Origin of the sequence: Stieleria marina (genome assembly GCA_007741555.1) — a bacterium.
Classification (GTDB): Bacteria; Planctomycetota; Planctomycetia; order Pirellulales; family Pirellulaceae; genus K23-9.
Genome location: CP036526.1, coordinates 7,019,819 through 7,044,450, shown reverse-complemented (window position 1 = coordinate 7,044,450; position 24,632 = coordinate 7,019,819). Strand labels below are relative to the sequence as shown.

General features: G+C 54.3%; 18 protein-coding genes. 3 read left to right on the top strand and 15 right to left on the bottom strand.

Going from position 1 to position 24,632, the window contains the following annotated elements:
* Nucleotides 1-14: 14 nt before the first annotated feature.
* The gene (locus tag K239x_RS24970; protein ID WP_145421033.1) at nucleotides 15-956 is read right to left on the bottom strand and encodes an efflux RND transporter periplasmic adaptor subunit; all 942 of its coding nucleotides are present in this window, start codon (nucleotides 954-956) and stop codon (nucleotides 15-17) included.
* Nucleotides 957-1,191: 235 nt separating this feature from the next.
* On the opposite strand from K239x_RS24970, the gene cutA reads away from it, so the two are divergent.
* Entirely contained in the window at nucleotides 1,192-1,536 is a 345-nt protein-coding gene (cutA, locus tag K239x_RS24965; protein ID WP_419189368.1) for a divalent-cation tolerance protein CutA, read from the top strand.
* Between the two features lie 42 nt (nucleotides 1,537-1,578).
* Here cutA and K239x_RS24960 read toward each other — a convergent pair whose 3' ends face one another.
* The 4 genes from K239x_RS24960 to K239x_RS24945 all read right to left on the bottom strand — a co-directional run bounded on the left by K239x_RS24960 (nucleotide 1,579) and on the right by K239x_RS24945 (nucleotide 7,441).
* A complete protein-coding gene (locus K239x_RS24960) occupies nucleotides 1,579-2,553 on the bottom strand; it encodes a sterol desaturase family protein (protein WP_145421031.1) in 975 nt (324 codons plus the stop codon).
* 141 nt (nucleotides 2,554-2,694) lie between these two features.
* Nucleotides 2,695-3,114 (bottom strand): diacylglycerol kinase, encoded by a 420-nt coding sequence (locus K239x_RS24955; protein ID WP_145421030.1) that lies wholly within the window; start codon nucleotides 3,112-3,114, stop codon nucleotides 2,695-2,697.
* Entirely contained in the window at nucleotides 3,114-6,356 is a 3,243-nt protein-coding gene (locus K239x_RS24950) for an LPS-assembly protein LptD (protein WP_145421029.1), read from the bottom strand. Before K239x_RS24950 ends, K239x_RS24955 begins: the two co-directional genes overlap by 1 nt.
* 284 nt (nucleotides 6,357-6,640) lie before the next feature.
* Entirely contained in the window at nucleotides 6,641-7,441 is an 801-nt protein-coding gene (locus tag K239x_RS24945; protein ID WP_145421028.1) for a GDSL-type esterase/lipase family protein, read from the bottom strand.
* A gap of 130 nt (nucleotides 7,442-7,571) precedes the next feature.
* On the opposite strand from K239x_RS24945, the gene K239x_RS24940 reads away from it, so the two are divergent.
* Nucleotides 7,572-9,023, top strand: coding sequence for a sulfatase family protein (locus K239x_RS24940; RefSeq protein ID WP_145421027.1), 1,452 nt, complete (start codon nucleotides 7,572-7,574; stop codon nucleotides 9,021-9,023).
* A gap of 81 nt (nucleotides 9,024-9,104) precedes the next feature.
* Here K239x_RS24940 and K239x_RS24935 read toward each other — a convergent pair whose 3' ends face one another.
* The 3 genes from K239x_RS24935 to K239x_RS24925 are packed head-to-tail and all read right to left on the bottom strand — an operon-like array spanning nucleotide 9,105 to nucleotide 13,723.
* The gene (locus K239x_RS24935) at nucleotides 9,105-11,483 is read right to left on the bottom strand and encodes a fused MFS/spermidine synthase (RefSeq protein WP_145421026.1); all 2,379 of its coding nucleotides are present in this window, start codon (nucleotides 11,481-11,483) and stop codon (nucleotides 9,105-9,107) included.
* Nucleotides 11,484-11,526: 43 nt separating this feature from the next.
* A complete protein-coding gene (locus K239x_RS24930; protein ID WP_145421025.1) occupies nucleotides 11,527-13,389 on the bottom strand; it encodes a sodium:solute symporter family transporter in 1,863 nt (620 codons plus the stop codon).
* Nucleotides 13,382-13,723 carry a YhdT family protein gene (locus K239x_RS24925; RefSeq protein ID WP_145421024.1) on the bottom strand — a complete coding sequence of 114 codons (342 nt, stop codon included), beginning with the start codon at nucleotides 13,721-13,723 and terminating at the stop codon, nucleotides 13,382-13,384. The genes K239x_RS24930 and K239x_RS24925 overlap by 8 nt, the downstream gene beginning before the upstream one ends.
* Nucleotides 13,724-13,878: 155 nt before the next feature.
* Here K239x_RS24925 and K239x_RS24920 point away from each other — a divergent pair, with 155 nt between their 5' ends.
* The gene (locus K239x_RS24920) at nucleotides 13,879-16,047 is read left to right on the top strand and encodes a sialate O-acetylesterase (RefSeq protein WP_145421023.1); all 2,169 of its coding nucleotides are present in this window, start codon (nucleotides 13,879-13,881) and stop codon (nucleotides 16,045-16,047) included.
* A 134-nt stretch (nucleotides 16,048-16,181) separates the two neighbouring features.
* Here K239x_RS24920 and K239x_RS24915 read toward each other — a convergent pair whose 3' ends face one another.
* From K239x_RS24915 to K239x_RS24885, 7 genes are all read right to left on the bottom strand, one after another.
* Complete coding sequence (locus K239x_RS24915; RefSeq protein WP_145421022.1) at nucleotides 16,182-16,382, bottom strand: cold-shock protein; 201 nt, start codon at nucleotides 16,380-16,382, stop codon at nucleotides 16,182-16,184.
* Between the two features lie 92 nt (nucleotides 16,383-16,474).
* A complete protein-coding gene (locus tag K239x_RS24910) occupies nucleotides 16,475-16,663 on the bottom strand; it encodes a hypothetical protein (protein ID WP_145421021.1) in 189 nt (62 codons plus the stop codon).
* 92 nt (nucleotides 16,664-16,755) lie between these two features.
* Nucleotides 16,756-18,108, bottom strand: a complete 1,353-nt coding sequence (locus tag K239x_RS24905) for a DEAD/DEAH box helicase (protein WP_419189367.1) — start codon at nucleotides 18,106-18,108, stop codon at nucleotides 16,756-16,758.
* Nucleotides 18,109-18,631: 523 nt separating this feature from the next.
* Nucleotides 18,632-19,846, bottom strand: coding sequence for an AGE family epimerase/isomerase (locus tag K239x_RS24900; protein WP_145421020.1), 1,215 nt, complete (start codon nucleotides 19,844-19,846; stop codon nucleotides 18,632-18,634).
* Complete coding sequence (locus tag K239x_RS24895; RefSeq protein ID WP_473163551.1) at nucleotides 19,836-22,508, bottom strand: sodium:solute symporter family protein; 2,673 nt, start codon at nucleotides 22,506-22,508, stop codon at nucleotides 19,836-19,838. The genes K239x_RS24900 and K239x_RS24895 overlap by 11 nt, the downstream gene beginning before the upstream one ends.
* A gap of 7 nt (nucleotides 22,509-22,515) precedes the next feature.
* The gene (locus K239x_RS24890) at nucleotides 22,516-23,544 is read right to left on the bottom strand and encodes a D-alanine--D-alanine ligase family protein (RefSeq protein ID WP_145421019.1); all 1,029 of its coding nucleotides are present in this window, start codon (nucleotides 23,542-23,544) and stop codon (nucleotides 22,516-22,518) included.
* Nucleotides 23,541-24,503 (bottom strand): putative zinc-binding metallopeptidase, encoded by a 963-nt coding sequence (locus K239x_RS24885; RefSeq protein ID WP_473163595.1) that lies wholly within the window; start codon nucleotides 24,501-24,503, stop codon nucleotides 23,541-23,543. The genes K239x_RS24890 and K239x_RS24885 overlap by 4 nt, the downstream gene beginning before the upstream one ends.
* Between the last annotated feature and the right edge of the window lie 129 nt (nucleotides 24,504-24,632).

The following is a 24,632-nucleotide window of genomic DNA, read 5'->3' as shown; positions in this document are numbered from 1 at the left end:
ATTGTTGATGCTTGCTACTTGGCCATGATTTCCAGCTGGCCACGCATTCCTGAGCGAAGGTTTCGGTCGGGGTTCTCAATCGTGGCCCATAATCGGACCTGTCCGGTCACGGGATGCATCTCGGGAGAAACAAACGTCACTTTGCCTTTGACGGCCTCATCATCTTCCCAAGCAGCGGCGACAAATCGCACGCTGTGTCCGACCAGTTCCGCCCCGTGATCATTGCCGTCGATAAAACACTCGACGCGGATGGGGTTAATCGAGATCACACGGACTATCGGCTTTCCGGCTTCGACCCACTCGCCCGGTTCGACGTCCACTTCGGTGACGAATCCTGGCACTAGCGTTTCGATGCCGTGCTTATTGAGACGCTCTTGGGCGATGTTAACAGCCGCTTGTTTTTCGGCGGCGGTAGCCCGCGCGACCAACAGGTCATGGGCCGCTTGTTCGATTGCCAATTGAGATTGGTCGACCACCAGCCGGAGTTTTTCGAGCTCGGTCGCGCTGATTGTGCCGGGGAAATTGTTGTTTGCGATCTGGCTTTGCTGGTACTCGCGTTGGCGAACTTCCAGTGTTCGTTCGGCGTAACGCTTGTCGACATCGTTGTCGCCGACCAACCGAGCCGCTTCGTAGGCAGCTTTGGTGGCTTGCAGTTCGCTGCGGGCTTGATCGTCTTTCAAGAGCACCAGTCGCGAACCCGCCTGCACATCATCGCCCTCGCTGACGTCGACTTTGGCAACCACGCCTGCCATCGGAGCAGCGATGAATGCGTTTTGAATGAGCGAAACCTGAGCTTCCTCAACTCGCAAAATGATCTTCTCTTTTGCCGCTTGAATCTCTGTCGCTTGGGTCTTGGCCGCTTTGTCGACGTCGTCTCCAAGAACCACCCCGCTCGGTACCAAGCTGCCGAGGAGTAAAGCCAGGGTTGGGACGATGAATCGGGGGGAGAAGGTCATTGTCGTTTGTCGCCAGGTACGGAAGGGAGGAACCGCTGCGAAAGCAACTGCTTTGAAGGGGCAATAGGGCGATTGGGGAGCCCAACCACGGTAAGCTATCTCAAACTAATTGGCGCCCATCAGCCTGCCAGATGCAACTACGTCCCGCGACGCATCAAAGGTCATCTAGGACCGATTGTGCCGGTTGAAAGGTTTTCGCAGAGACAACAACGACCGCACTCCACCGATGATTTCGATGCCAGATACCAGTCACGACAACCAGCTTGTCATCTGCATGACGACGACCAGCAGCCTTGCCGATGCTCAATCGATCGCGAAAACACTACTCGATCTATCGTTGGCTGCGTGTATTCAGATCGATGGGCCGATTCAAAGTCACTATCGCTGGGATGGCGCCACGCACTGCGACGACGAATACCGATTGATGATCAAGACGGTCGCCGTATCGTGGCTGCGTCTCAAAGAGTGCATCCAAAAGATATACCCCTACGAAGAACCTGAAATCATTTTGGTCCCGGTTCGAGATTCGACCAGTGGATACCGAGACTGGGTGATTTCGCAAACCAATGATGGCACCTAAACCACTTCCGGTCGAACCATTTACCGCTGCGAACAACTCAGGCTACTTCATCTTTCGTAGCGGCGCAATCAGTTGGTGCACGTAGACGTAGAGGATGTCGCGATAGCGTTTGGCTTCGGGGGATGCAAAGCCAGGCACTCCCGTGATCGGCGTCACTTCGTCAGGCTCGGGATCATGGTAAGTGCCGAACAGTCGGTCCCATAGCGAAAACGTTAGCCCATAGTTTTTGTGATAGTGGCTTTCGTCGATCGAATGGTGGACGCGGTGAGCTTGAGGGCTCACTAGCACACGGTTCAAAATGGGCCAACGCCAACTGACGGCAGCATGATGAGTTCGCCCCAGGACACCGGTGATGACTTGATAGATCACAAACCCTTCGACGGGAATTTGAAAGAGGCTAAATGGGATGGCGGCAACCGCGACGGAAAAAGCGTAGTCGACGGGGTGCATTCGATAGGCACTAAACTGATTCAGTTCACGGGTCGAATGATGAGTTGCGTGAAAACGCCAAAGCAGCGGCACCTTGTGACGACAAACATGGATCGCGTAACGGACCAAATCGACCGTCAGGATCGCGAAGGTGTACCGCATAACCCAAGGCAACCCGCCTAAGGAATCAAAAGGCTCTGTTTCGGTTGTGACAGCCGCCGTGGTTTTCTGCATCAAGTTCGCCGCCAAGAAGGGGGCGCCGACGGCCATCGTTGCATTAGTCAGCCACCACAGAAGGTCTGTCAGTTGAGCCGGACCACTTACTTGGCGGTCGCCAACGGGCCAGTATCTTTCCCAGAAAAAGATCAACACTGACGCAATCAGGATCGCTGGGTGCAAGAGTCCGCCCGAGCCTTCCCGCCGGATCAACGATTCGACGACCGAAGACACAAAGTCGGGCGTTCCAAGCAAACCAATCGTAGAGATCAGGACTGCCAAAAATATCAAACGCCGCGGCCATCGATGGTCGTAGCTGCTCAAGTCGGGCGGAACGGATACGTGGTCGGTAGAGATGACGCTGGATTCCACTCGCAAAAGTCTATCGGCAAATCAATTTAGATACGTTGCTAGCCATTCTTGAGCGGGCAACTGTTCGGGCCGAATCAGAATAATCCAAAATCGCCCTGCGTCGCAGAAAAGTTGCGGTGCGGAAAACTTCTCTTTTGCAAATCAGCCCGCTGCCTGCGGCCAAAGTGCCGGCAATAGGAACTGTAGTAGTGGCGGGCCCAGAGTCAGCAATCCCACAGCCACGGCGCCGATGGCTGTCACCAGGACTGCCGCGGCAGCGGCATCAAGTGCTCTGCCCACACGTGGATCGTGCTCGGGGTGAACGACTTTGACAAGTTGCTCGATCGCCGTGTTAAGCAATTCGGCCGCGAAGACGACCATGGTTGCAATCACAATCGCGGTCCACTGCCAAGCCGCAACTTTCAAGAATGCCGCTAGCGAAAAAACGATGATCGTGATTGGAATATGAACCCAGAAACTGTTCTGGGTGCGAAATGCCCACAACGCGCCGCCGATCGCCCAAGCAAACTTGTTTCGCCAAGCTGTGACGATGCGGTTGTTTGGTTCAGGCTCGCTGGACATTACTCCAGCCCCTCGACACCCGGAGGCCGTATCAATTGGCCGCCCAGTCGGCCTAGCTTTTTGCCCGGCCAGAATCGTGGTTCCACTGAAAATCCAACGCCGACGTTGTCGCGGCCGGTATCGATATTCAGTGCCATCTGGACCAGGAGCGATTCGCCGATTCGGGTGATCCCCAGCGACTGACCGATATTGCCGGCTTCACCAAAGTCATAGGCAGTGGCTCCCGACAGAATCCACTTTTCATTCACGCGGTAGTCCATCGATGTGCGTAGCACGGTGCTGCTGATGGGGCCTTCCAGCGAAAGTAGTCCGACATACCAATCCCCCATGCCTGGTCGGCTTGCGCGAACACCGGCACTGATGGATCGCAATCCATCGTTGAAGAAATCGAAGTAGCCGTCACTCAGCAGCGAAAATCGATCGCCCAAGTGATACTGAAAATCGTAAAGCGCGGGGCCGATGGTTTCGCCAAAGTTATCGCGGTCGGCATCGGGGAACAGAATCAAATCCGTATCGAAACGCATCAGATCGACAATGCGTTCGCGTCCGGGGAGTCCGCGTTTGGTTTGCCAGCGTTGATGATTTCCGAGTCGCATCTGTTGCAAGTCATCCGCGATCACGTCGCTGGGATTGGTCACGTTGCGTTGCAAGCCATGGCGGAAAGCATAGGTTCGCGGATCAAAGCGTGACGGCAGCGCGGCGGCCATAAAAGTATCGCCGATGAACCGACGCCGAAATTGTTCCTGGGCGTTGTCGTCCAACGGATCGTAGTACGGCAATTCGTCTAAATCCGTATCGCTGTCTGCGTAGAAGTACTCTGCAGTCCATTCCATTTTGTGCGCCAAACCGCGCACATTGAGCAGGCTGCTTTGGATCGTGGGATCAATCTTGGACATCATCAAACTGGCGCGGATTCCGGTTTGGCCCAATAGCCGAGTCAAGGATTCGCCATCGGCCGCTTCGCCATAATGCGATGCTTCGCCGGACAGGAAGGGCACGATGTTGATAGGACCCACCGGTAGCGGCATCGAAATTTCGTGCTGCGTCGACGCGATCACACCTTTCGCCGCGGTTTCGCCTGGCAACGCAGAATACTCGGCCGCTTCGGCTGCATTGGTCGGATCGTCCGCGACGTTCAATTTTGCGTACGCAACGCGGTTGTGCATGTTCCAGTTGATCAAATTCCCAAGTGATCCACCGATCAAGTAGTGGTCCAGTGAGGGCAGTTGTTCCGTCTCGGTATAGAAGTCGTTGACTTGCAGTTGGGCGGACAGATCGATCAAGTTGTTGCCCAAGTACTTGCGCAGCCGAACCGCAGTTTCGTGGTCCTTTTCTTGGTCCCACTCGTTTTCCAGATACTGTTCCAGGAAATTTCGATCACTGAGCCAACCCAGTTCGGCGATCATCTCGAAATCATTCTTCAAGTACTGGCGATGGCGCCAAAGTGCCCGGCCGCGAGTTTGCTTTTCAGGTTCCAAGGCCAGCCGATCGAGGCCCAGTCGGTCTTTGCCTTTGTCGTCGATAATCCAGGCGTCAAAGAAGCCGTTGGTGGGACCAGCAACACCAAGGAAACCGGGCGTGCGATACTGAAAATTGGTGCCGATTGCCGGACCGCGGTCGCTGAAGTAGTCGGTCGAAAGCTCCCATTCCAATCCGTCTGGCGCTCCCTCCATACCCAGTAATTGAAAGACATTGAAGTCCAGTAGCACCTGGTCGCCAAACGCACTGTCGCTTTGGATTTTTGCGTCCGTCAGATAGAACGTTGGGATCTCCAGCTTGGCGGCAAACCGTGGCCAGTACATGATCGGCACGCCGCCAAAGTAGACAAAGTTATCGTTGCTGGAAACAAACGATTCGCGTTTGACACTGCTCTGCCGCGTGATGGGGTCGACGATGGTGCGCGAACGTTGATTCAATCGCAGTTGCTGGCTTTGCAACCAGTAACGGGGAACTCCCAATCGACTGCTGGTCAACGCCGCATCGAATGCCACGAAATCGCCACTGGCAATCTGCTGCATCACGTCTGCCTTCAAACGCACGACACCTTCGTACTCAGGCACCGTAATAATCGCTTCCGCATCCAGCACGACGCCTTTCTCTTGGCTGACGTTGTAATACATCGATTCGGCATAGATGATCTGGTTTCCTTGCCGGAAAACGATGTCGCCTTCTAAGTACAGTTCGCCATCGGACTGTGACAGCTGTTCATTGTTTCGCAGGATATCGGCAAAGGTTGGCATCCAGGCAACGATGCGATCGGCGGACAGTGATATCGTCCCCAGATCCATCATTCGACCGTCGGGCGCCTGCGCTGTCACGTCACGGACCAGAACCGTCACGCCGCCACGTGCGACCACGATCGTTTCGTTGGATTCGGGGCGATTGGTGGCGGTGATTTGAGGCGGCATTGAAGCGCTGCGAGCCAAAATCTCGACACTTCGGGTTCCTCCCCCGACGGTAAAGAGCCATCCACCTGTCGTCGCACCGTCGGCAAACGTGGTTGGAGAATTCGGCGGCGTATCGATCATCAGCCCGCTGTTGGGCGCGGACAAAATCGGTGGCGCGAAGCTATTCTGAATCGATCCGCCTGATCGAATCGGTGCCTGCAGATTTGGCATCGATAGCGCGGGCGGTTCAAGTGGAATGGCGTACTGAAGCGTTTCGCCTTCAAGAGGTGCGGTGCTCTCGAATTGCACCTGAGCCACGTTGGACGGGCCGTTGCCCGGCGCGATGCCACCAGGATTTGTTCCCCGTGGCGACGGAGTGGCTTGAAACGCAGGTGCGACCATGCCGCTGGATTTCGCATCCGCAGGAGCGTTGGATGCGAGCGAGTTTTGCGGATTGAGATCCGGCAAGTAGCGAAGTAGATCGGGGGTTTCCTTGGGCGCGCCACGATAACCGCGCGAATTCAGACGCGGTTCGTCGGCCGTCAGGAAAGTGACAACATTGGGTTTTTGGTTTGCGTTGGATCGGCCTTTGTCGATCACTGCACGAATGCGTACTCGGCCGGGAGGCCCATCGGAGACGATCAAAACCGACTGCGCGGTCGCACTCTTGCCATCGTGCTCCACGGTGCAATTGCCTTCGAAGAGCGATGCTTGAGCGTCGCCAATGTTCCAGCGGTAGACCGTTTCACCGCTGGCGCGAACTTGTTTGTCGCTAATTTCTTGGGCAGCACATGGGGTGGCGGCTCGGTGGCTAATGGCCGCGAGTGCAGTGAAGAAGATCGCGATTCGAGCCACGTTTGGAATCAGCTGCTTGGCAATCCGCCGGCCGATCCGTAGGTGCGCAGCGGTCCGGTTGTTCCAAGGCTCTCGCTTTGAAAATCGCCTATCAGCGGTGGCTTTGTTGCCGACCAAGTGCGCAGCTTCCCTCCGTTAGTGGTCCATTCGCAGTATCTGCGAAGTGCCGAGAGTGTACGAATTGATTTCAAGCGGTCACAACCGCGAAAACGTAGCGAAAGGTCTCTAAAACAGGACGTTCCGTGATTTCGTTTTCGTGGAACACAAAATTGTGATTGTGAAACTTAATTTTCGCCATTCGTAGCTTCGGAAACTAACTTGGCATGGTCGCTGGCGGTCGTGCCAGCGATCTGGCGAATCACGTCGCTAAGACGCCTGCGAATCAGCGTCGACCAGAGTTGATAGCCATCGGCGTTGAGGTGCAAATTGTCTTCGACGAACAGTTCCGTTCGGGGAGTCCCGTCAGGCCGGAGGTAGTGGCTGGCAGTAGGAATGAAATACGTATGCGGGGTCGAAAGGGCGACTTCGCGAAGCCGAGCATTGACGGCGCGGATCTTTTGCCAAGCGTCAAACCGTTTCTTGCAGGGAGTAATTTCAATCAAAAAGACGGGAACGTCAGGCTGATGAGCGTGTGATTTGGCAACGATCTGTCGCGTGAGTGCTTCGATCAAATCAGGCGAGTGGTCGTCTGGTTTCCCGTTCACGCCGTTACCCACAAACATCACCAACGCCCGGTACTGATGCGGCTGGATCAAACGATCTGCAAAAATTGCCATGTCCGTGAATTTGGCACCGCCATATCCCCGGCGAATGGTTTTAAACGGGGCCATGTCGGTCTCCATCGACTCCCACCGTCGGATGCTACTGCTGCCGATAAAGAGGACCGCATCCGAGGAATTCTGTGCCGTCTGGTTTTGCTGATCAAATTCGTCGATCGTTTTCTGCCAACGTTTGACTGCGGCATCTCGGTACGGTGCAAGAATGTCGGTTTGCCCTGCTTCGGACGGGGCGGTTGTTGATTCTTGAGCGATCACTTGATCGGAAAACAACAAGTGGAAGCAAAGGAGTAGAATGGTCGGACGCATCGAAAAACTCGCCAAGTTGAAACAGTGTTGCTTACCAGAACGCGGCGCTCTGCCGCGTCGCCTAGCATAGTCTGGCGCGTCCAAGAAGTGTGGCCGTTACGATCTCTCCCCTCTCCTGCTCGACGAACAAATGTACAAGTACCGCACAATCGCCGTCGTCCTGGTCGCTATGATTTTTTCCGGTGAAATCAAGTCGCCTTCGTTTGCCGCCGATCGGCCGAACTTTATTTTGTACATCACCGACGATATCAGCCAGGAAGACTTTGGTTGCTATGGGAATGCTGCCGCCAAGACGCCGAACTTGGATCAGATGGCTGCCGAAGGCCTGCGGTTCACGAATGCTTACCTCACGTGTTCCTCTTGTAGCCCGAGTCGGTGTTCGTTGATCACAGGCCGCTATCCGCACAATACCGGTGCCTGCGAATTGCATACTACACTGCCGGAGGGACACTTCCTGTTTCCTCAAGCTCTTAAGGCTGCAGGCTACTACACCGCGTTGTCTGGCAAGCACCACATGGGCAAGAACGTTGATCATGCGTTTGACACAATCTCCAAAGGCAAAGGCCCGGGCAAGCAGGAGGATTGGGTGACGCTTTTGCAAGAGCGTCCCAAGGACAAGCCGTTCTTTTTCTGGTTTGCTTCCAGCGACGCTCATCGCGATTGGAAAATCACTGATGACGCGCCCGAGTTCGACCCCCGCTCGATTCCAGTTCCACCGTACTTGATCGACAGTCCGACAACTCGCAAAGATCTGGCCGACTACTACCACGAAGTCAGTCGGAGCGACACGTACGCCGGGAAGCTCCGCGAAGAATTGGAGAACCAAGGCATTGTGGGTGACACGTATGTCATTTACATGTCCGACAACGGTCGCCCGTTCCCGCGTTGTAAAACAAGGCTTTACGATTCAGGTGTCAAATCTCCGCTGATCATTTTTTGTCCCGGAAAAATCAAGCCCAGCGTGTCGACCTCGCTTGTCAGCGTTAACGTCGATCTTGGTCCCACAATTCTTGAATTGGCTGGCTTGGACAAATCTCCACGACTGCAGGGCGTTAGCTTGCTGCCAACTTTTGCTGATGCAAACGCGAATGTTCGCGACTACGTTTTTTCGGAACACAACTGGCACGTGATGCAAGCCAATGAGCGTATGGTGCGTCAAGGAAAGTACCTGTTCATCAAAAACAACTATCCGTCGCTGCAGTCGATGTGCGTTGAATCGGCACCCGCTTTTCCTGCCGGGCGTGATTTGTGGGACGCGCATGCGGCGGGAACGTTGACCAAAGATCAGGGCGATATCTTTCTGGTGCCACGACCTGCACACGAGCTGTACGATGTGACGGCGGATCCGGATCAGCTGAAGAACCTTGCCAACGAAGCGGCCTTCGCATCGCAGGTCAGCGAACTAAGCAAAGTGCTTGATGACTGGTCCACTCAAACCAAAGATTCGATTTCGTCGGACCCAACCCCCGATCGCCAGACCGCTCGCGGCAAAAAACACGCTGGTTGGCGTCATCGCATTCAGCCCGGTGTCGAAGCCGGTTCGGTCGAAGTCGATGCAGCCGGGCCCATCTTTTCCAAATAGGCACACGCTGGAAGTTGTCGCTGAGTGCAAATTCGCCGGGTTTCCATTGATGCAGTGGAAACCAAGCTTGGTTAGTGCCGATTATCGTCCAATTTGCATCACACTGAGAATGTTGCAGTAGTCGTCCGTCCAAACACGGACGTCGTCTGCCAAGTCCGGCTTCTGCCAGTCGCTGGTCAGTTTTTGCAGAGTGTCATCTTGTTTGGCAATTACAAAGTACCAAGCGTCTGCCTTGCCTTTGCGAATCGATTCTTCTCGATCTTTAGCTGACAGAAACCGATCGTGTTTGGCGCGGTAGGCCAGATTTAATTCAGCGGCGGCGGCTGTCAAAACATGGTCCAGACGCAAGTATTTGTTGGAGATATGAAACGCCAGCACACCACCGGGACCGAGTTTGTCGATATACATCTGGATTGCTTCTCGGGTCATCAAGTGTGTTGGTACGGCATCGCTGCTAAACGCATCCAGCAACACCATGTCGTACTGACCGTCTTCGCTGGCTGACATGGCTTGCCGTCCGTCGGCCATGATGATGTCGCAGTTTTCGCCGCCGCAATTTGATAGGTAACTGAAATAACCGTCTGCCTTTGCGATATCACGGACGGTCGGGTCGACTTCGATAAAGCTGATGTCGCAATTTGGATTGGCGTAGCAAGCGACCGCGCCCGTTCCGAGTCCAATCGCCGCGACTCGCTTTGCGGCAGCTTTCGTCGGTTCGCTGACCGCGGATTTGCGATTGGTAATGTACGTAGAAAACAGATCGCCCAGAGGACCGGTGCGGTGATAGTACGCGAGCGGCTCACAGGTTTGCAGCGGATCCAGGCTTTGGAATCCATGCTGAGTCGTGCCGTGCAACAAGCGACGGTATCGCGGCTGTTGGCCCATGCCGACAGTCGCGCGATCATCGACGACGAGGTGCCGGCCAAAAAACGATCTCGCGCGGTGGACAACCTCGTACTGCGGCCCGGCATCGAATTCGTCGACCATCAGCGCTGCGCCCACTAAGAAGGAAAATGCAATCGTCTGTCCCGCGACTCTTAAACCGATCAGCGTGGGAATGAGCAAGACGACCACCAGCGTCATCCACATCGAGCTACTGGCATTGTCGCTGGACACACCCCGTAGCAATACAACCGCCAGCACGGCCGCGATCGACAACGGCCAGTGCTGCTTGATCATCTGTAGGTTTAACAGCGAACGACCGGTGGGCTCCTCGTTCGGCTGGACCACAGGGCTGGCTTTGCGGCGTTTCCGCTTTTTTGCCGACGATGTTGGGCGAAGCAATTTGGCTTCGACGGTTTCATCGTTGGCGTCCGTCTTCTTCTCTTTGGTTCCTGTGAACAAACAAGCGGCGGCAACGACGATTCCAAATTCCAACAGAACCGAGAACAGATTGGGGGCAACGATGGCATTGAAAAAACCGCCCAAGACACCGCCCACAGACAGCCAAAGGTAGAACTCGGTGAGACCGCTGGCGTTGGGGCGTCGTCGTACCAGTTCACCATGGCACACCATCGCACCAAGGAAAAACGCAAACAGGTGCAAAGCTGCCAGCCCCATCGATCGTGATGCGACCGTTGCCGCTACCAAGACAATCGCGGTTGCGGCCAAAGCGTGTTTGTTCCAGAGATGCGGAATCCAAACCCGCGAAGCAAACGCCAAGACAAAGGTCAGCAAATAGATCGCCAGGGGCACGACCCACAGCAAGGGAATCGGGGCGATGTCGGTGGTCAGTCGCGTTGTGACCGAGAGCAGCCAGCTTGAAGGAACAAAGGCCAGAAGCACCCACATTGCTCGGTGTGACCAATCAATGTGAGCCGGCTGGGCTGAGGCGAGAGTGATTGTTGCGTCGGATCCATTTCCCCTGTTTTGTGCCGTCAAAATCACGGAGGCGACCACTCCGATGAGCAGTCCGCCAAAACCAATCGCCCAGTAGGTTGTTTGGTCAGAGAGTCCAAAGTTGGGTTCGATTAAGAACGGATAGGACAACAATCCGACCATGCTGCCCGCATTGCTGACCGCGTACAAAAAGTAAGGGTCAGGTGCGGAGGGATGGTTCGTCGCTGAAAACCATCGCTGCAGCAACGTCGCATTGGCAGACATAGCAAAAAATGGTCCGCCAACGGTCAACGCCAATAGTTTTAGCAGCGACCATGCCGGGTGCTGCGGATCATCAATCGTCCAGCCATCGGGCACCGAGATCGGAAGCAAAAAACCGGCGGCAATCATAACCCCAATGTGCAAATACATTTGCCCACGAACCGACAGCCAGCGATCCGACAGGTGAGCGTAGAGGTACCCCAGCAGCAACACGGCTTGGAAGAACATCATGCAGGTATTCCAAACCGCGGGAGACCCACCGTACAGCGGCAATACCAGTCGACCGACCAGCGGCTGAACAGCAAATAGCAGGCACGCGCTGAGGGCAACCGTAAACAGATAGATAACTAACAGCCGCAATGCGTTGCTCTCCCAAAAAACAGCCGCTCGGCCGCTTGTTCAATTAAAAGAATCGTCGCCTAAGATCTTCATCGGGCGTTTGACATTTCGCAACCACCACGGCCGCGATGGCCGATGCCCCCAGGTCCCAAATAAATGGACTGAGCGTCAAAAATTCGTATGCCCGAAACTTTCCTTCAGCCGCGTATCCCCAGGAAGTCAGGATGACATGCATCAGCGTTCCTGCCACCATTCCGGCGATCACGCCGCCCGAAGTCATGCCTTTCCAGTACAGAGCCAATACCATCGGAACCAGGAAGCAGGCTGCCAAACCGGCTGTGGCAAATACGATTACGTCTTGCAAATACGTCGGCGGGTTCAGCACTGCCAGGACGGTGAACAATCCTGCGACGACCGTGACTAGGTAGCTCAATCGGCGGATGCGATTGTCCGTGGCCTTGGGATTGATGTGTCCATGATAGATGTCTCGCACGACGGACGATGACATCATCAGCAGCAAACTATCGACGCTGGACATTACGGCAGCAAACGGAGCTGCGACTAGCAAACCCGACAGCCACGGCGTGCCGGCATTGGTCGCCAAGTGAGTTGCCAAATCTGGCATCGTGCGATCAGGGTCGACTTCCATGCCAGGCATTAGCACACGAGCACAACAAAACACGATCACCAGACAAAAGTAGATCACGGAATAATAGATTGCGACCGTCATGACGGAGTATCGCAACGTGCGTGTGTCTTTGAAACTCATCAAGCGCAGCATATTGCTGGGTTGCCCGGTTGCGGCGAACGGCCAGAAAACAAAAAAGCTAAACGCAGTGCCAATGGCCAGGAACCCGATTTCACTTTTGGTATCCGGTCCGGGATTGGAAATGTAGACCCCTGCTTTGCCGGCTCCATACGCGTACGGCTGCGTTGTAATCGATTCCAATCGAACAGTGGCCAGCGAATCGGTCGTCGAAATTCGCTCGATTTCTTCGGGCGTCGTGATTTTTAGAATTGCGATTGGTTCGCTGCGACGTGAACCGGCGGCGATCAATCCATGGGCCGCCAATCGGTAGGCTTGCCCGTCTTGTTTGATCCAAGCTGCTTTGTTGAATAGCTGGTCGCTGGCCGCGTCGCGGTCGATCACCAGAACGGCCGTGCCGTTTTCCGGAGGCGTCATTTTTGCCAGTTGCCGCGTAGCGTTGGATAATCCGCCCACCTGATAGAGCGACATCGCCAGCATGATCAGCACGCCCGCAAACATCACGATGCCTTGCATTACATCGGTCCAGACCACCGCTCGAAATCCGCCGTAAACGACGTACACAATCACTGCGACGGAGAAAACCAGCAGGCACAGCAAGTAGTCGGGATCCGCTTGGCCAACCCACGGGACATCGATGATCAAATGCCCCAGTCCGGTTGAGCAGCGACGAAAAAAGGGATCGTCGGACAAGAGTGTCGATAGGATCTTTCCGCCCGCTTTGAACTGCGCGGCCAGATAAAAGAACATGAAGAAAACCAGGAACCCTGTCGCGGTCAAGCCAACGGCTGGACTGGCAAAGCGATGCCGCAGGACTTCGGGAATCGTAATCGCATCTGTCTTGCGAGCGATTTGGTTGAGCCGTTTGCCAATCATCGCCATGCTGACCAGCGGCATGATCATGAATCCAGCGATCCACAGCGCCAGTGTCCAGCCGTGGGTATAGATCAATGCCGGAAACCCGACGAAAGTGCCTCCCGACGCGTTGGTCGCGGCAAAGGTCAGCGCAAATGCCCAGACTCCGAAACTGCGGCTGCCCAAAAAGTACTCGCCCGCAAATTCTTTGCCCTTGGCGAATCGATTCGATAGCACAGCAATGCCAAAGACAGCGATCGTATAAATCGCGAATGCAATCAGAGCGCCGGATGATGCATTATTCATGAGTGCGATCAATGTCGGTGGAAACGTGGTGATCGGACTCGCTGCGTCGATGGATCGTGTCGGGCTCTTGCGGCAAAGGCTGGTCCGTCATTTGAAAGAGCGAAAACCAAATAGTAAACGCGGTCGATAGGCACCACGGCAACAAGACGCCCCAAAAAACCCATGCGGGCATTCCGATTACTAAGTCCAAGTTGGCCGGGTCGACTTCGTACCCAAACACAAAGCAATACCCGACCACCCAGGTGCAACTGATTGCCCATGCGATCAAAATCCACTTGAGCTCGCTGAGGCTGCGTTGGTAGATCGCGTCGCTTGAAATTTCGTTTTCGCTCATCGTTTTTCGCTGATGGAATGAAACACCGCCGTTGGGATCGGTTTAGAGTATAGGCCAACCGCGCTAGAGTGTTCGCGGTTGCCACCGACTTATTTCTCGCCTGTGTCGTGTTGGCCCCTCCGCGTTTTTTACCTCCCAACGAGTTAATCCCCGCCATGAAAAATATGCCGTCTTTGCGTTGCGCCCTGTTCTTTCTGATAGGCGCGTTTTCGACGACCACATCGCAAGCCGAGGTTCGGTTGCCCGGATTTTTCGGCGACTCGATGGTACTGCAGCAACAGAAGGAGTTACCGATTTGGGGATGGGCGGATTCAGGAGAAAAGGTGACAGTGTCGCTTGGGGATGAAACCGGAACGACGACGGCCGATGATCAGGGGAAATGGAGGGTCGTCTTGGCAGCGAGAAATGCCAGTCACCAGCCTGTTGTGCTTTCAGTACGCGGCACTAACACGATCGAGCTGAAGGACATTTTGATTGGCGAAGTGTGGCTGTGCAGCGGGCAATCTAACATGGAGTGGACGGTTCGCAGCAGCAGCAACGCAGCGGACGAAATCGCTGCGGCTGACTATCCGATGATCCGCCACATTAAGATCGGAAAACGACCGTCGCCCGTTCCCTTGGACGACATCAAATCGACTTGGCAAGTGTGCTCGCCGGCCACCGCAGGCAGCTTCACGGCTTGCGGTTACTTCATGGCTCGACAGCTTGTCAAGGAACTGGATGTGCCGATCGGCCTGGTCAATTCATCATGGGGCGGCACACGAGTCGAGCCTTGGACGCCGCCGATCGGGTTTCAGAAAGTCGATGCTTTGCAGGGAATTCACGAATCGGTGATGGCACGAACACCGGGGACCGAACGAAACCAAAAACTCGCAAGCAAGCACATCGCTGATATCCAAGCTTGGCTTGCGGCGGCCAAGGTTGCGATTGCCGACGATAAAATGGTGTCGCCCAGTCCTGCGTTTCCAAGCCAATTGGCTCCGTTCAAAACGCACCAAGATCCGACCATGCTTTACAACGGCATGATCCACGCGTTGGTCGGTTTTCCCATTCGTGGAGCGATTTGGTACCAAGGCGAATCGAATCACGCCGAGGGCATGCTGTACACGGAAAAGAAAAAGGCGTTGATCAATGGATGGCGCGAGCTGTGGGGGCAAGGTGACTTTTCCTTTTACTACGTTCAGATCGCTCCGTATCAGTATGGGCAAGAGGACGCGGAAATCTTGGCACAGTTTTGGGAGGCGCAAGCCGCTGTCAAAGATGTGGTTGCCAATACCGACATGGTGGTGATCAACGACATTGCGACGCTTGGTAATATTCATCCACCAAACAAGCAGGATGTTGGAAAGCGTTTGGCGTTGTTGGCGCTAAAGAATGACTATGGCAAAGACGTGGTCGCGCAGTCGCCAGAAATGGAATCTGTGTCCATCGCAGGCGATTCGCTGACGATTACGTTTAAAAATGCTGGTGGCGGTTTGAAGACGCGAGACGGAAAGTCACCCACGCATTTTGAGCTGATTGGTGTCGGTTCCAATGGCTACCAAGACGCCGTCGCCAAGATCCAAGGTAACACCGTCGTGCTGACATCCGATCAGGTAACGAAGCCGACGGCGTTTCGTTTTGCATGGGGCAAATTGGCCGAGCCGAATCTGACGGGCGGCACAGGGTTGCCTGTCGGAGCATTCCGAGGTGGCGACGAACCGGACCCGATGAGCCAGCTTTCGGTCGACGAAGGATTTCGCTTGGTCTATCGCCTGGATTTGAGCAAATTGGGAAAGACGGTTCGGTATGACGTCGACAATAGCGATTCCATCGAAACGTTTGGTCAGATTACCTATGTGCTTGGGCTACGGTCAGATGCTTACGGCGATCAAGTTGTAAAGGTAACGATGGATGCGTTTACAGACGATGTGAAAAAGATTGGTATTCCCACGGCCAGTTCGGGAGCCGATTTTCAAACCAATCTCTCCAGCATGAAAGTCGAATCGACCGTGTCGGGGATTGTCTTGGGCAACGACATCACCACAGGCAACATCGAATTCTGGCCCAACAACTACGGGCCAGACAACGGTGCCAAGGTCAAAGGAGCGTCCGGTCGGCAGTTTGACTTTGGCGACCAGAAAGGGCCGCCAAAAGATGGTTACGGCTCCATGCAGATTCATAACTTTGGCGCCAAACAGACGATCTTTGCGATCAACCACTGGGGCAATGCCCAAACCGCTGACATTGGCATTGGGAACAGCAGCGGTGACAACAAGGATTGGACTTTTGTGGGCAACGCGAAAAGCTATTCCGAAAAGACGCTTGCGATCTATGTGAAATAGATCGCGTCAAGTGAACGACGCCGGCAAAGCCGGACAGGTAATCGCCCCAGAACCGTCGTTACGAAAAGGCACGAAAAAACGTTGGTGACCATCGGTCACCAACGTTGTGCGTTTTGTCTCAGTCGATCGAACGACTAGCCAGCGACTTGAACGTTTTCAGCTCGTGGACCTTTAGGTCCGCTACCGACGTTGTAAGTTACTTCTTGGCCTTCACGCAGGTCGTTGAACTGAACGCCTTCAACATTCGAACTGTGGAAGAACATGTCTTCGTTCGAGTTGGTGGCGATAAATCCGAAACCGCGATCGGTCAAACGCTTGATTGTACCTTGTTCCATCTTACTTCTTCTTAGCTCACTTCAAAAAACTCTGTACCGTCCAAGTGACACGATACGTTCGCGTCGTTGGTTGGCACGTTGGATTGTAAAAACTACGAGGTTAGCGCGGATGATTCATCCGCCCTCGCGTCGTCGTCATTTGTGTCATCGTCATCGACGATTGGGTTACCGTCTTCATCTAGCTTCGGCTCTGGCGGTGGAGCGTTAGCGGCGGCAATTTCGGCAGCTTTGCGATCGTTCTTGCGCTGACGTTTTTCGTCTTGCTTGCGTTTTTTTTCCATTTCACGCTGGCGTTTAGCAAATGTGTTTTGATTCTTAGCGATGATTACTTCCTTATGTGGGTAGGACAGGCGAGACGACTTGTGTCGCTGGCTCAAACACTAGATGTTGAGCGCCCTGTCGATCCGTTGGACTTTTTCTTTGCTTTGCGGAATCGAAACGATCGATTTCCAGAAGCGGGTTGCTGTGAATTGCCGCTCGTTGAGCCGGATTGCTTTGTCTTGCGACGGCGAGATCTTCCGTTGCCGCCGGAATCTTGACCGCCATTGGACCGACCGCCTGACTTCTTGGGTTGTTTCTTGGCAGGTCGATTGAGGTCGAATAGGTTGGGGTTTTCCACCTTGAGGCTCTGGCCGATCAAACGTTCGATCGCACGCAGTTCTTCAACTTCTTCGTTGGTGCAAAACGAGATCGCGATCCCTTCAGCGCCTGCTCGACCGGTCCGGCCAACGCGGTGAACGTAGCTTTCTGGTTCAACGGGCATGTCGTAGTTGACGACGTGTGTCACGCCGTCGATGTCGATTCCACGAGCTGCGACATCGGTTGCGACCAGTACTTGAATGTTGAAATCGCGAAACGCCTTGAGGGCTCGTTGGCGAGCACCTTGTGTTTTGTTGCCATGGATCGCTGACGCTGTTACGCCCAGACGATCGAGTTTCTTGACCAGTCCGTTCGCGCCATGCTTGGTTCGCGTGAAGACAATCGTTTGGCCGGTGCCACTCTTGGTCAAGATTTTGTGAAGGTTGTCGACCTTTTCGCTACGTTGAACCAAACGAATGCACTGGTCGATTTGCTTGACGCTAGTCGTTTTGGGCGTGACATCCACATGGACGGGATTGAACAGCAAGCTGGAGGCAAGCTCTTGGATTTTTGGTGGCAGTGTCGCCGAGAAAAACAGAGACTGACGTTCCTCGGGCAATTTGGCGATGATCTTTTTCAACGCGGGCAGAAAGCCCATGTCCATCATTCGGTCCGCTTCGTCCAGAACAAACATTTCGATCTGGCTCAGATTGATATGGCCCTGATCCATCAAGTCGATCAAACGACCTGGCGTAGCGATCAGTACATGCACGCCGCCACGCAGTGCAGAAACTTGTTGGCCTTGCCCGACACCGCCGTAGACGAGTGCCTGTTGGAAACGCACATGTTTGCCGTACGTTTTGAAACTGTCGCCGATTTGAATGGCTAGTTCACGAGTGGGAGCAAGGATCAAAGCAGCGGGGCGGTTTTTCAACGCGGCTGGTTTGTCTTGGCCCAAGTAGTCCAGGATTGGCAAAGCAAATGCAGCGGTTTTGCCGGTTCCAGTTTGGGCACATCCAAGGATGTCTTGTCCAGCAATCGCGGGCGGAATGGTTTCCGCCTGAATAGGAGTGGGTGTTTCGTAGTTTTGGTCGGCCAGGGCGCGTTTAATTGGCCCAAACAAATCCATTTCTTCAAAAGTCTTCAAGTTCGTTCTCGTGTATCTCTAGCGGGGATCTAAGGGCTGCGAAATCGGTGATGCCAGTTCAATGGAAACATCCAACCGCTGTGCTATTTAAAAAAATTGACGCGTGGTTTCGGTTATGCAAAGGCATAATCGAAGTGCTACTTCCTGGGAATCTGGACAAACAAGAAAGTCACAGATAGGGCGTGTCGTTTGAGACACAAGCAGCTTTTCCAGGGCGATCAACGGGATGCACTGTCGGCAGCAAATCGCGAGAACGTCTGTTCACAGACGTCGTTCGCGGGGCGAGACACCAAGAATCCAACTCGGTCATAAAGGTCTCGCTGGGTTAGCAAACAGGAGTCCAAAATGGCTCCGCTTCTCGTTTTGCTAATTCCAAATCAACAAGTCAGCCACACAAATCGGCTGGTTCGTTAAACGAAGCCTACAGCCAACCCAGCTAAAAGCCCAGGGCAAAGTCGGCGATTTCGCAGAAAGCGTCGCAGAAACCGCTATTTGCCCGGACGATCGCTTCGACACTGACTTCTCAAGAATCTCTGGACACTGTGGTTAAATCGCTTTCTTGGAGCGACTGCCAGCATTCCAGTTGCATCCTGGGCAGATGAAACGGGCCTTTCCAAAGATTGCCTTTCAGTGTTGAGCTGCGCGAACCATCACGATGCAAGTAGCCGAACCATTCTCCGTTGTCTTGATCTGGAAAATGGCTGTAGGCCCAATCATGAATCTGTTGGTGCCAGCGGGCATATTTTTCGTCGCCGGTCAGTTGATACGCCATCAGCGTTGCGATGATGGTTTCGTTTTGCGGCCACCAGAATTTCATGTCGTGCCAATACTCTTGAACAGGCCCGCCATGTAAGTCAACGAAATAGAGGATTCCGCCGTGTTGTTCATCCCAGCCGCGCTGCCACATCCAATCAAGCATTTGGCAGCCTAGTTTGATCAAGGAAGCGTCGGCGCGACGTTTGCCTTCTTTCATGATGAACCAGGCGCCTTCGATTGCGTGGCCGGGATTCAAAGTACGTCCGTCGAAATGATCGATGACCTCGCCGTGCAGTCCGACTGTCTCCATCACGCACCGAAGTTCAGGTTTGAAGTGATAGTCTCGTATCGTTTGAATGAAACCATCGATCAGGTCATCGGCCGCATCAAGATCGATCGTGTCCCGCAGTTGCTGCGCCGTCGCGATTCCGATCATCGGAAAACCAATGGCTCGAGTTTGCCGAGTGTCCGTAAACTTCGCCGGGAACGTGGGGCGGTTGTTTTGATCGATGAAGTTTTGGAACAACTCTTTCGCGAGTTGTTTGTACTGGGCATTGTCGGTCGCCAATGCCAGTTCCCCGTAGGCGATCGCTGCAAAGCTTTCTGAAAAAGAATAGCGTCGTTTGCGAATCGGTTGCCCCTGTCGCGTGACCTGGAACCACATTCGACCGTCGGTTGGATCGAAGCAATGTTGTTCGATGAATTGGATTCCATGAATCGCTAGGTCCAGCCATTCACTGCGTTGAGCGACTCGGTTGTAGAGTTCGCCCAGCAGCCAGGTGAATCGAGTTTGCTGCCAGACTCCTTTGTCCGTGTCGACGATGGCTCCGTCTTGGTCCATTGCCGTCATGAATCCGCCGCATTCGCGATCAACGGAATGTTTGACCCAAAACGGCAGCGTGTCGCCGAGCAAGCCGTCGCGGTAAATTTGCAGCAGGTCCGACCGTCCAGTCGGTGATGCAATATCCGACCTATTCGTCATCGTGCGAGTCACTCGATGACAGCGTATGAATCGTTAGCCCTTGGATGGAAGTGGGAGCGGCAAACGGCAAACTTGCCAAATAGCCAATCACGACACACGAAGTAATCCCGACGGTCGTAAACAAATAGGCTTGGATATTCGAAAACTTCCAAAGCCAGAACATGACCGTTGCCCCAGCGATCGCGCCGATCATCGCACCAGGACCGTTTGCTCGTTTGGTCGTCGCGCCCAGAACAAACAGGCCGCCCAGAACACCCATGAACAGCCCGATGACTTTGATGAACTGGTCGAAAAGCGACTTGATGTCAGGGGCGACAAAAAACAACGCCAGCACCGTGCCCAGGATGCCAATCGTTAGCGTTAGTGCTTTCGCGGCGCGAAGATAGCCTTGGTCGGATTTGCATAGTTGGAGTGGTTGCAGAAAATCGCTCACGATCGATGTCGCTGTTGAGTTCATGCTGGTCGAAACGGTTGACTGTGCTGCAGCAAATATCCCCGCGACCAGTAGCCCTGCGATCCCGATCGGCATTTCTTGGGCGATGAACAGCGGGAAAATCTGGTCGGTCGTTGCAGTCGGATCCAACTTTTCGGGGTGCGTGTGGTAGTACGCAAAGAGCGCCGAACCAATCCCAAAGAATAGCAACGTCGCTGGTATCGTTAGCAACGCATTGACCCAGATCGATCGAGCAGCCAACTTTTGCGTTGACGTGGTCATGTAACGCTGGACGACCGCTTGGTCGGCGGTGTATGACGAAATGTTTTGGCCGATTGCGCCCACGACGATCACCCAGAACGCCAACTGGACATTGGTTGCATCGCCGTGCCAGTTCGCCAGTCGAAACTTGTCAGCGTCTTTTCCGATTGACAGGAACCCATCGAATCCGCCGTCGACGCCGCTGATCAACAATGCGATCGCCAACAGGGCGCCACCGAGTAGGACAACGGTTTGGATCGTGTCGGTCCAGATCACCGCTTCGATTCCGCCCAATGTGCAGTAGATCATGCTCAGCACGCCCATCGCGATGACGCACTGCGCCGGCGAAAGCGGAGTCGCGGCAGCCAGCGCTAACCCGGTTAGCGACATGACGACTGCCATCCGAAAGACATGGAACAACGTAAAACTGATGCTGCCAAACCATCGAACTGGTCGACTGAATCGTAGCTCTAGATATTCGTACGCGCTGGTTGCATCGATGCGACGGAAGAACGGCAGTGCGACGAACACGGCAATCACGGCGACCAGCGGGATCATCAGGTTGCCAATTGCGTATACCCAGTCCTGCGCGAACGCTTTGGAAGGAACGCCCGTGAATGTTAGCGAGCTAAGCATGGTCGCAAAAATGCTGCAGCCAGCCGCCCACCAAGGAATGTGTTTTCCACCTCGAAAGAACTGCTCTGTGTTCTTGTTGCGTTTGGCCAGAAAGACGCCGACGCCGACCATGCCCAGCAGGTAGCAAACGAGCACTAAGTAATTGACCGCACCGAAGCCACGTTGGTTTTTTGAAAACACCACGCTCCAGATTTTTGGCGAACGTACTTTAGGACGGATTTCACCGCTGGGAATGATGATCTTGTCATCCCAGCGAACCGCCGTCGTGGTGACTTGATTGGCCGGAAGCGTTCCTGCTTCGATCCACGTGTCGGTGATCGTGTGGTAGGCGAGAGCTGATTTTGGAAATCCCGGATGGCGATCTTGCAATGCAGCGCCATGATGAAAATTTGATCCATCGGCACCGCCGAGCACAAACACGTGACTTTGTCCGACATTGATCGCCGTGCCTGCCATCACGCATTGCGGTGCGTTCGCGCGCTGCTTCCAGATTTTTGTCCGCGTGTTGTATTGCCATGTGTCTGTCAGGAAATCCGTTTGGTTGCCTTGTTGTCGGCGGCCACTGATGACGTAGACGCAATCGTCGTAGCCGTTGTGCTGAGAAACCGTGAGGTTCAAGGCGCGTGTTGGACCGGGGATCGGAGGCAGTTCGGTCCAGGTCCAGTTGTCCTTGCCGCGATGGGTGATGTCATACGACCAGAAGTTCTGCATCGCCGAATCGAGCGAAGCGTCGGTCTGTCCGCCTGCGACATAAACGGTCGTGCCGACCATCGCCGCGGCGGTGAAGGCGCAGGGCTTGGGAAGACGGGGGCCTTCCTTTCGAACGATCTGATTCGATTGGTTGTCCCACTGCAGAAAGAACACTTCGTCAAATGTCTCGGCCGAATCATTGCCGCCGATGCACAGCAGACCGTAGGGCGTCGACACTGATGCGCCGTAGGCAATGTTGCGTTCCAGTTTGCCGCCGTCATGCCATTGGTACTGATCGCCGTCTCGGGTAAGGACGTGAATTTGATCGAGCCACTGTTTTTCGCTTTCCCAAATCGGCTGGGGAAAATTGGCTCCGCCGGCGATAATCAACGCATCATTGTGAACACCGGCGAACGGGCCTGCGACGCCAAGCGAATTGGGAAGTGGCGGGAGCTGAGTCCAGTCAAGCTTTTCCGAGGGCGCCGTTTTTTGGGCTTTGGGCGCCATGTTTTGGGCCGCGGGCGTGATTTTCTGGTTCGCGGGCGCCGTGTTTTGAGCCACGACGGGCGAAGCCAGGCAAACGCACAGCATGCCAAAGAACCCAATGGCAATCGATCCAACAACCTTCGCGGGGTTCTTCATCAGTTCCCTATCCCGTCATCCAAGCGGCCTTGTAGCGAAGCCCCAAATTCAAAATGCGTTGCAGGAGTGCTTCGTAAGTCAACCCAACGGTTTCGGCTGATTCGGCGAAGTCTTCTCCGTATTCGATATTGGGATTTGCATTCGCTTCGATCACATAGACTTGGCCGCTGTCGGTCAGCCGCAAGTCCATTCGCCCGTAGCCGCTCATGTTCAGTGCGCGATAAACCCGTTTACAGATCTTGGAGATTTTGTCCTTCATCGCATCATCTAGATCAGCCGCTTCGTGAGTCGTGATCCCGTGTTTGTCTTGATACTTGTGATTCCATTTCACTTCGCTGGTCGCAATTTTGGCGATGTCATCGGGCATCTTGCCAAAATCCATCTCCCATGCGGGAAAGGTTCGTAGCCGATTGTTGCCCAAGACGCCGACGTAAAGTTCGCGGCCTTCGATGTACTGTTCCGCAATCGCGTCGTCATCGGTTTTTTCGTGGATGAACGCGACTCGCTCGATCAGTTGTTCGTCGTTGTATACAATTGATGCCTGCGAAATCCCAAACGAAGCGTCCTCGACGGTCGATTTGACGAACAGCGGAAACTCAAGCTTCTTGGGCCGATGAACCGTTTTGTCTCGCGGAAAAACAGCGAAACGAGGCGTGGGAATCCGGTGGTAGGTCAGAACTTTTTTGCTCAACCCTTTGTCTTTGCTGAGCAACAGACCGCGAGGATTACAGCCCGTGTAAGGCTGTTGTTTCAGTTCCAGATAGCTGATGATCGCGAAGTCGTACGTGGCGACCCCGTGAAATTCTTCCAGCATCATGAAAGTGATGTCTGGTTTGAAATCACGCAATGCTTGCCGAATCGGCGCCAGGTCGTCATAGACTCCGATCGGCAAAATTTCGTGTCCCAAACGGCGCAGGGTTTCGCAGACGTCAAATTCGGCTTTCCACGCATCCAGTTCTTTTTCAGACACTCCTTCGAGCGTCTCGGGTGGCACGTGTCCGTCGCGTACTAACACCAGCACTTTCAGTTTGCTCATATGGCGACTCGATGGCGTCCTTCGTGCAAGAAGTGCGTCGTGCGAACGGCGACCAGAATCATGGCATTTCGCTTGGCTTCGTCCGCTGGACTGCCCAATCGGAGATTGAGTTCTCGGCAGCGTTCGATCATTTCTTGAATCACTTGATCGATGGTGTAGCTGTACTCGCCCGTCCAGTGGGCAACGGTCCGGCGAAGTTCGTTGCGAATGCGACTGAGAAACGCCGCACCGGTCATATTGCGTCGGTGTTCGTCGCTATTGGAAAACAGTTTGCGCAAGTCTTTGTCGTAGATGCTGGGAAAATCGACTCCGTAATGCAAACGCTTTCGCTGGTAGTGGGTACGCAGCGATTTTCGGATGCGCGACAGTGGATCGACCTGTTGGCGGGTCGTAACGAGCGGCTTTTTTCCTCGAATCGACTTCATGATTTCATCGACGTAATGCAGTTTCTCGATTGCCGGCCAATCGGAGTATCGTTTTCGCCAACGTGATCCCGGACGTAGCCATACGGCAAACGTCTCCGCAAAATCCTCCAGCGGGTGGGACTGAGCGTACCACATTTCCAAATGCAGAACGTAATCGTGGCTGGACGGGTTGGGCTGATAGTATTCTGGGTAATTTTGCGACGGTTTACCAAACAACTCGCGGTAGCGTGCTTTGCGTCGCAGGCGAAACGCGGTATCAATCGCATGTCCGGCTTCGTGTCGCAGGATTTTCATGCAACCTTCGTGCGTACCACCTTCGACTTCCAGAAGCTGTTTACGCTCGAGACGCGTCAGGCGTGGATGAGCCAGATAAAATGGAATCGCGATTCCGGGCACGTCGTCAGGAGAAAACCACTCTTCGCTGAGCCAGCAGTGCGGTTTGAAATTCAGTTCGCGACCGGCTAGTTCGCGATGAAGTTGATTGATGCGTCGACCAAGATTGGATTGGTCGATTGATAATTTCAAATCGCACATCCGCATGTCGAGCAACCGCTCGTCGCGCATCGAAGAAAGATCCGGCTTTCTTTTGGCCATAACCACGCGGGGTTTCACGGATGAATATCAAGGAAGTCAATCAAGTGCAGTCGCAATAGTCTATCCAAC

Coding starts and splice junctions, on each gene's coding strand:
- K239x_RS24930 (WP_145421025.1), bottom strand. CDS start 13,389: ATGAATAATGCATCATCCGGCGCTCTGATTGCATTCGCGATTTATACG.
- K239x_RS24910 (WP_145421021.1), bottom strand. CDS start 16,663: ATGGAAAAAAAACGCAAGCAAGACGAAAAACGTCAGCGCAAGAACGAT.
- K239x_RS24900 (WP_145421020.1), bottom strand. CDS start 19,846: ATGACGAATAGGTCGGATATTGCATCACCGACTGGACGGTCGGACCTG.
- cutA (WP_419189368.1), top strand. CDS start 1,192: ATGCCAGATACCAGTCACGACAACCAGCTTGTCATCTGCATGACGACG.
- K239x_RS24885 (WP_473163595.1), bottom strand. CDS start 24,503: ATGTGCGATTTGAAATTATCAATCGACCAATCCAATCTTGGTCGACGC.
- K239x_RS24920 (WP_145421023.1), top strand. CDS start 13,879: ATGAAAAATATGCCGTCTTTGCGTTGCGCCCTGTTCTTTCTGATAGGC.
- K239x_RS24915 (WP_145421022.1), bottom strand. CDS start 16,382: ATGGAACAAGGTACAATCAAGCGTTTGACCGATCGCGGTTTCGGATTT.
- K239x_RS24890 (WP_145421019.1), bottom strand. CDS start 23,544: ATGAGCAAACTGAAAGTGCTGGTGTTAGTACGCGACGGACACGTGCCA.
- K239x_RS24940 (WP_145421027.1), top strand. CDS start 7,572: ATGTACAAGTACCGCACAATCGCCGTCGTCCTGGTCGCTATGATTTTT.
- K239x_RS24925 (WP_145421024.1), bottom strand. CDS start 13,723: ATGAGCGAAAACGAAATTTCAAGCGACGCGATCTACCAACGCAGCCTC.
- K239x_RS24955 (WP_145421030.1), bottom strand. CDS start 3,114: ATGTCCAGCGAGCCTGAACCAAACAACCGCATCGTCACAGCTTGGCGA.
- K239x_RS24945 (WP_145421028.1), bottom strand. CDS start 7,441: ATGCGTCCGACCATTCTACTCCTTTGCTTCCACTTGTTGTTTTCCGAT.
- K239x_RS24970 (WP_145421033.1), bottom strand. CDS start 956: ATGACCTTCTCCCCCCGATTCATCGTCCCAACCCTGGCTTTACTCCTC.
- K239x_RS24895 (WP_473163551.1), bottom strand. CDS start 22,508: ATGAAGAACCCCGCGAAGGTTGTTGGATCGATTGCCATTGGGTTCTTT.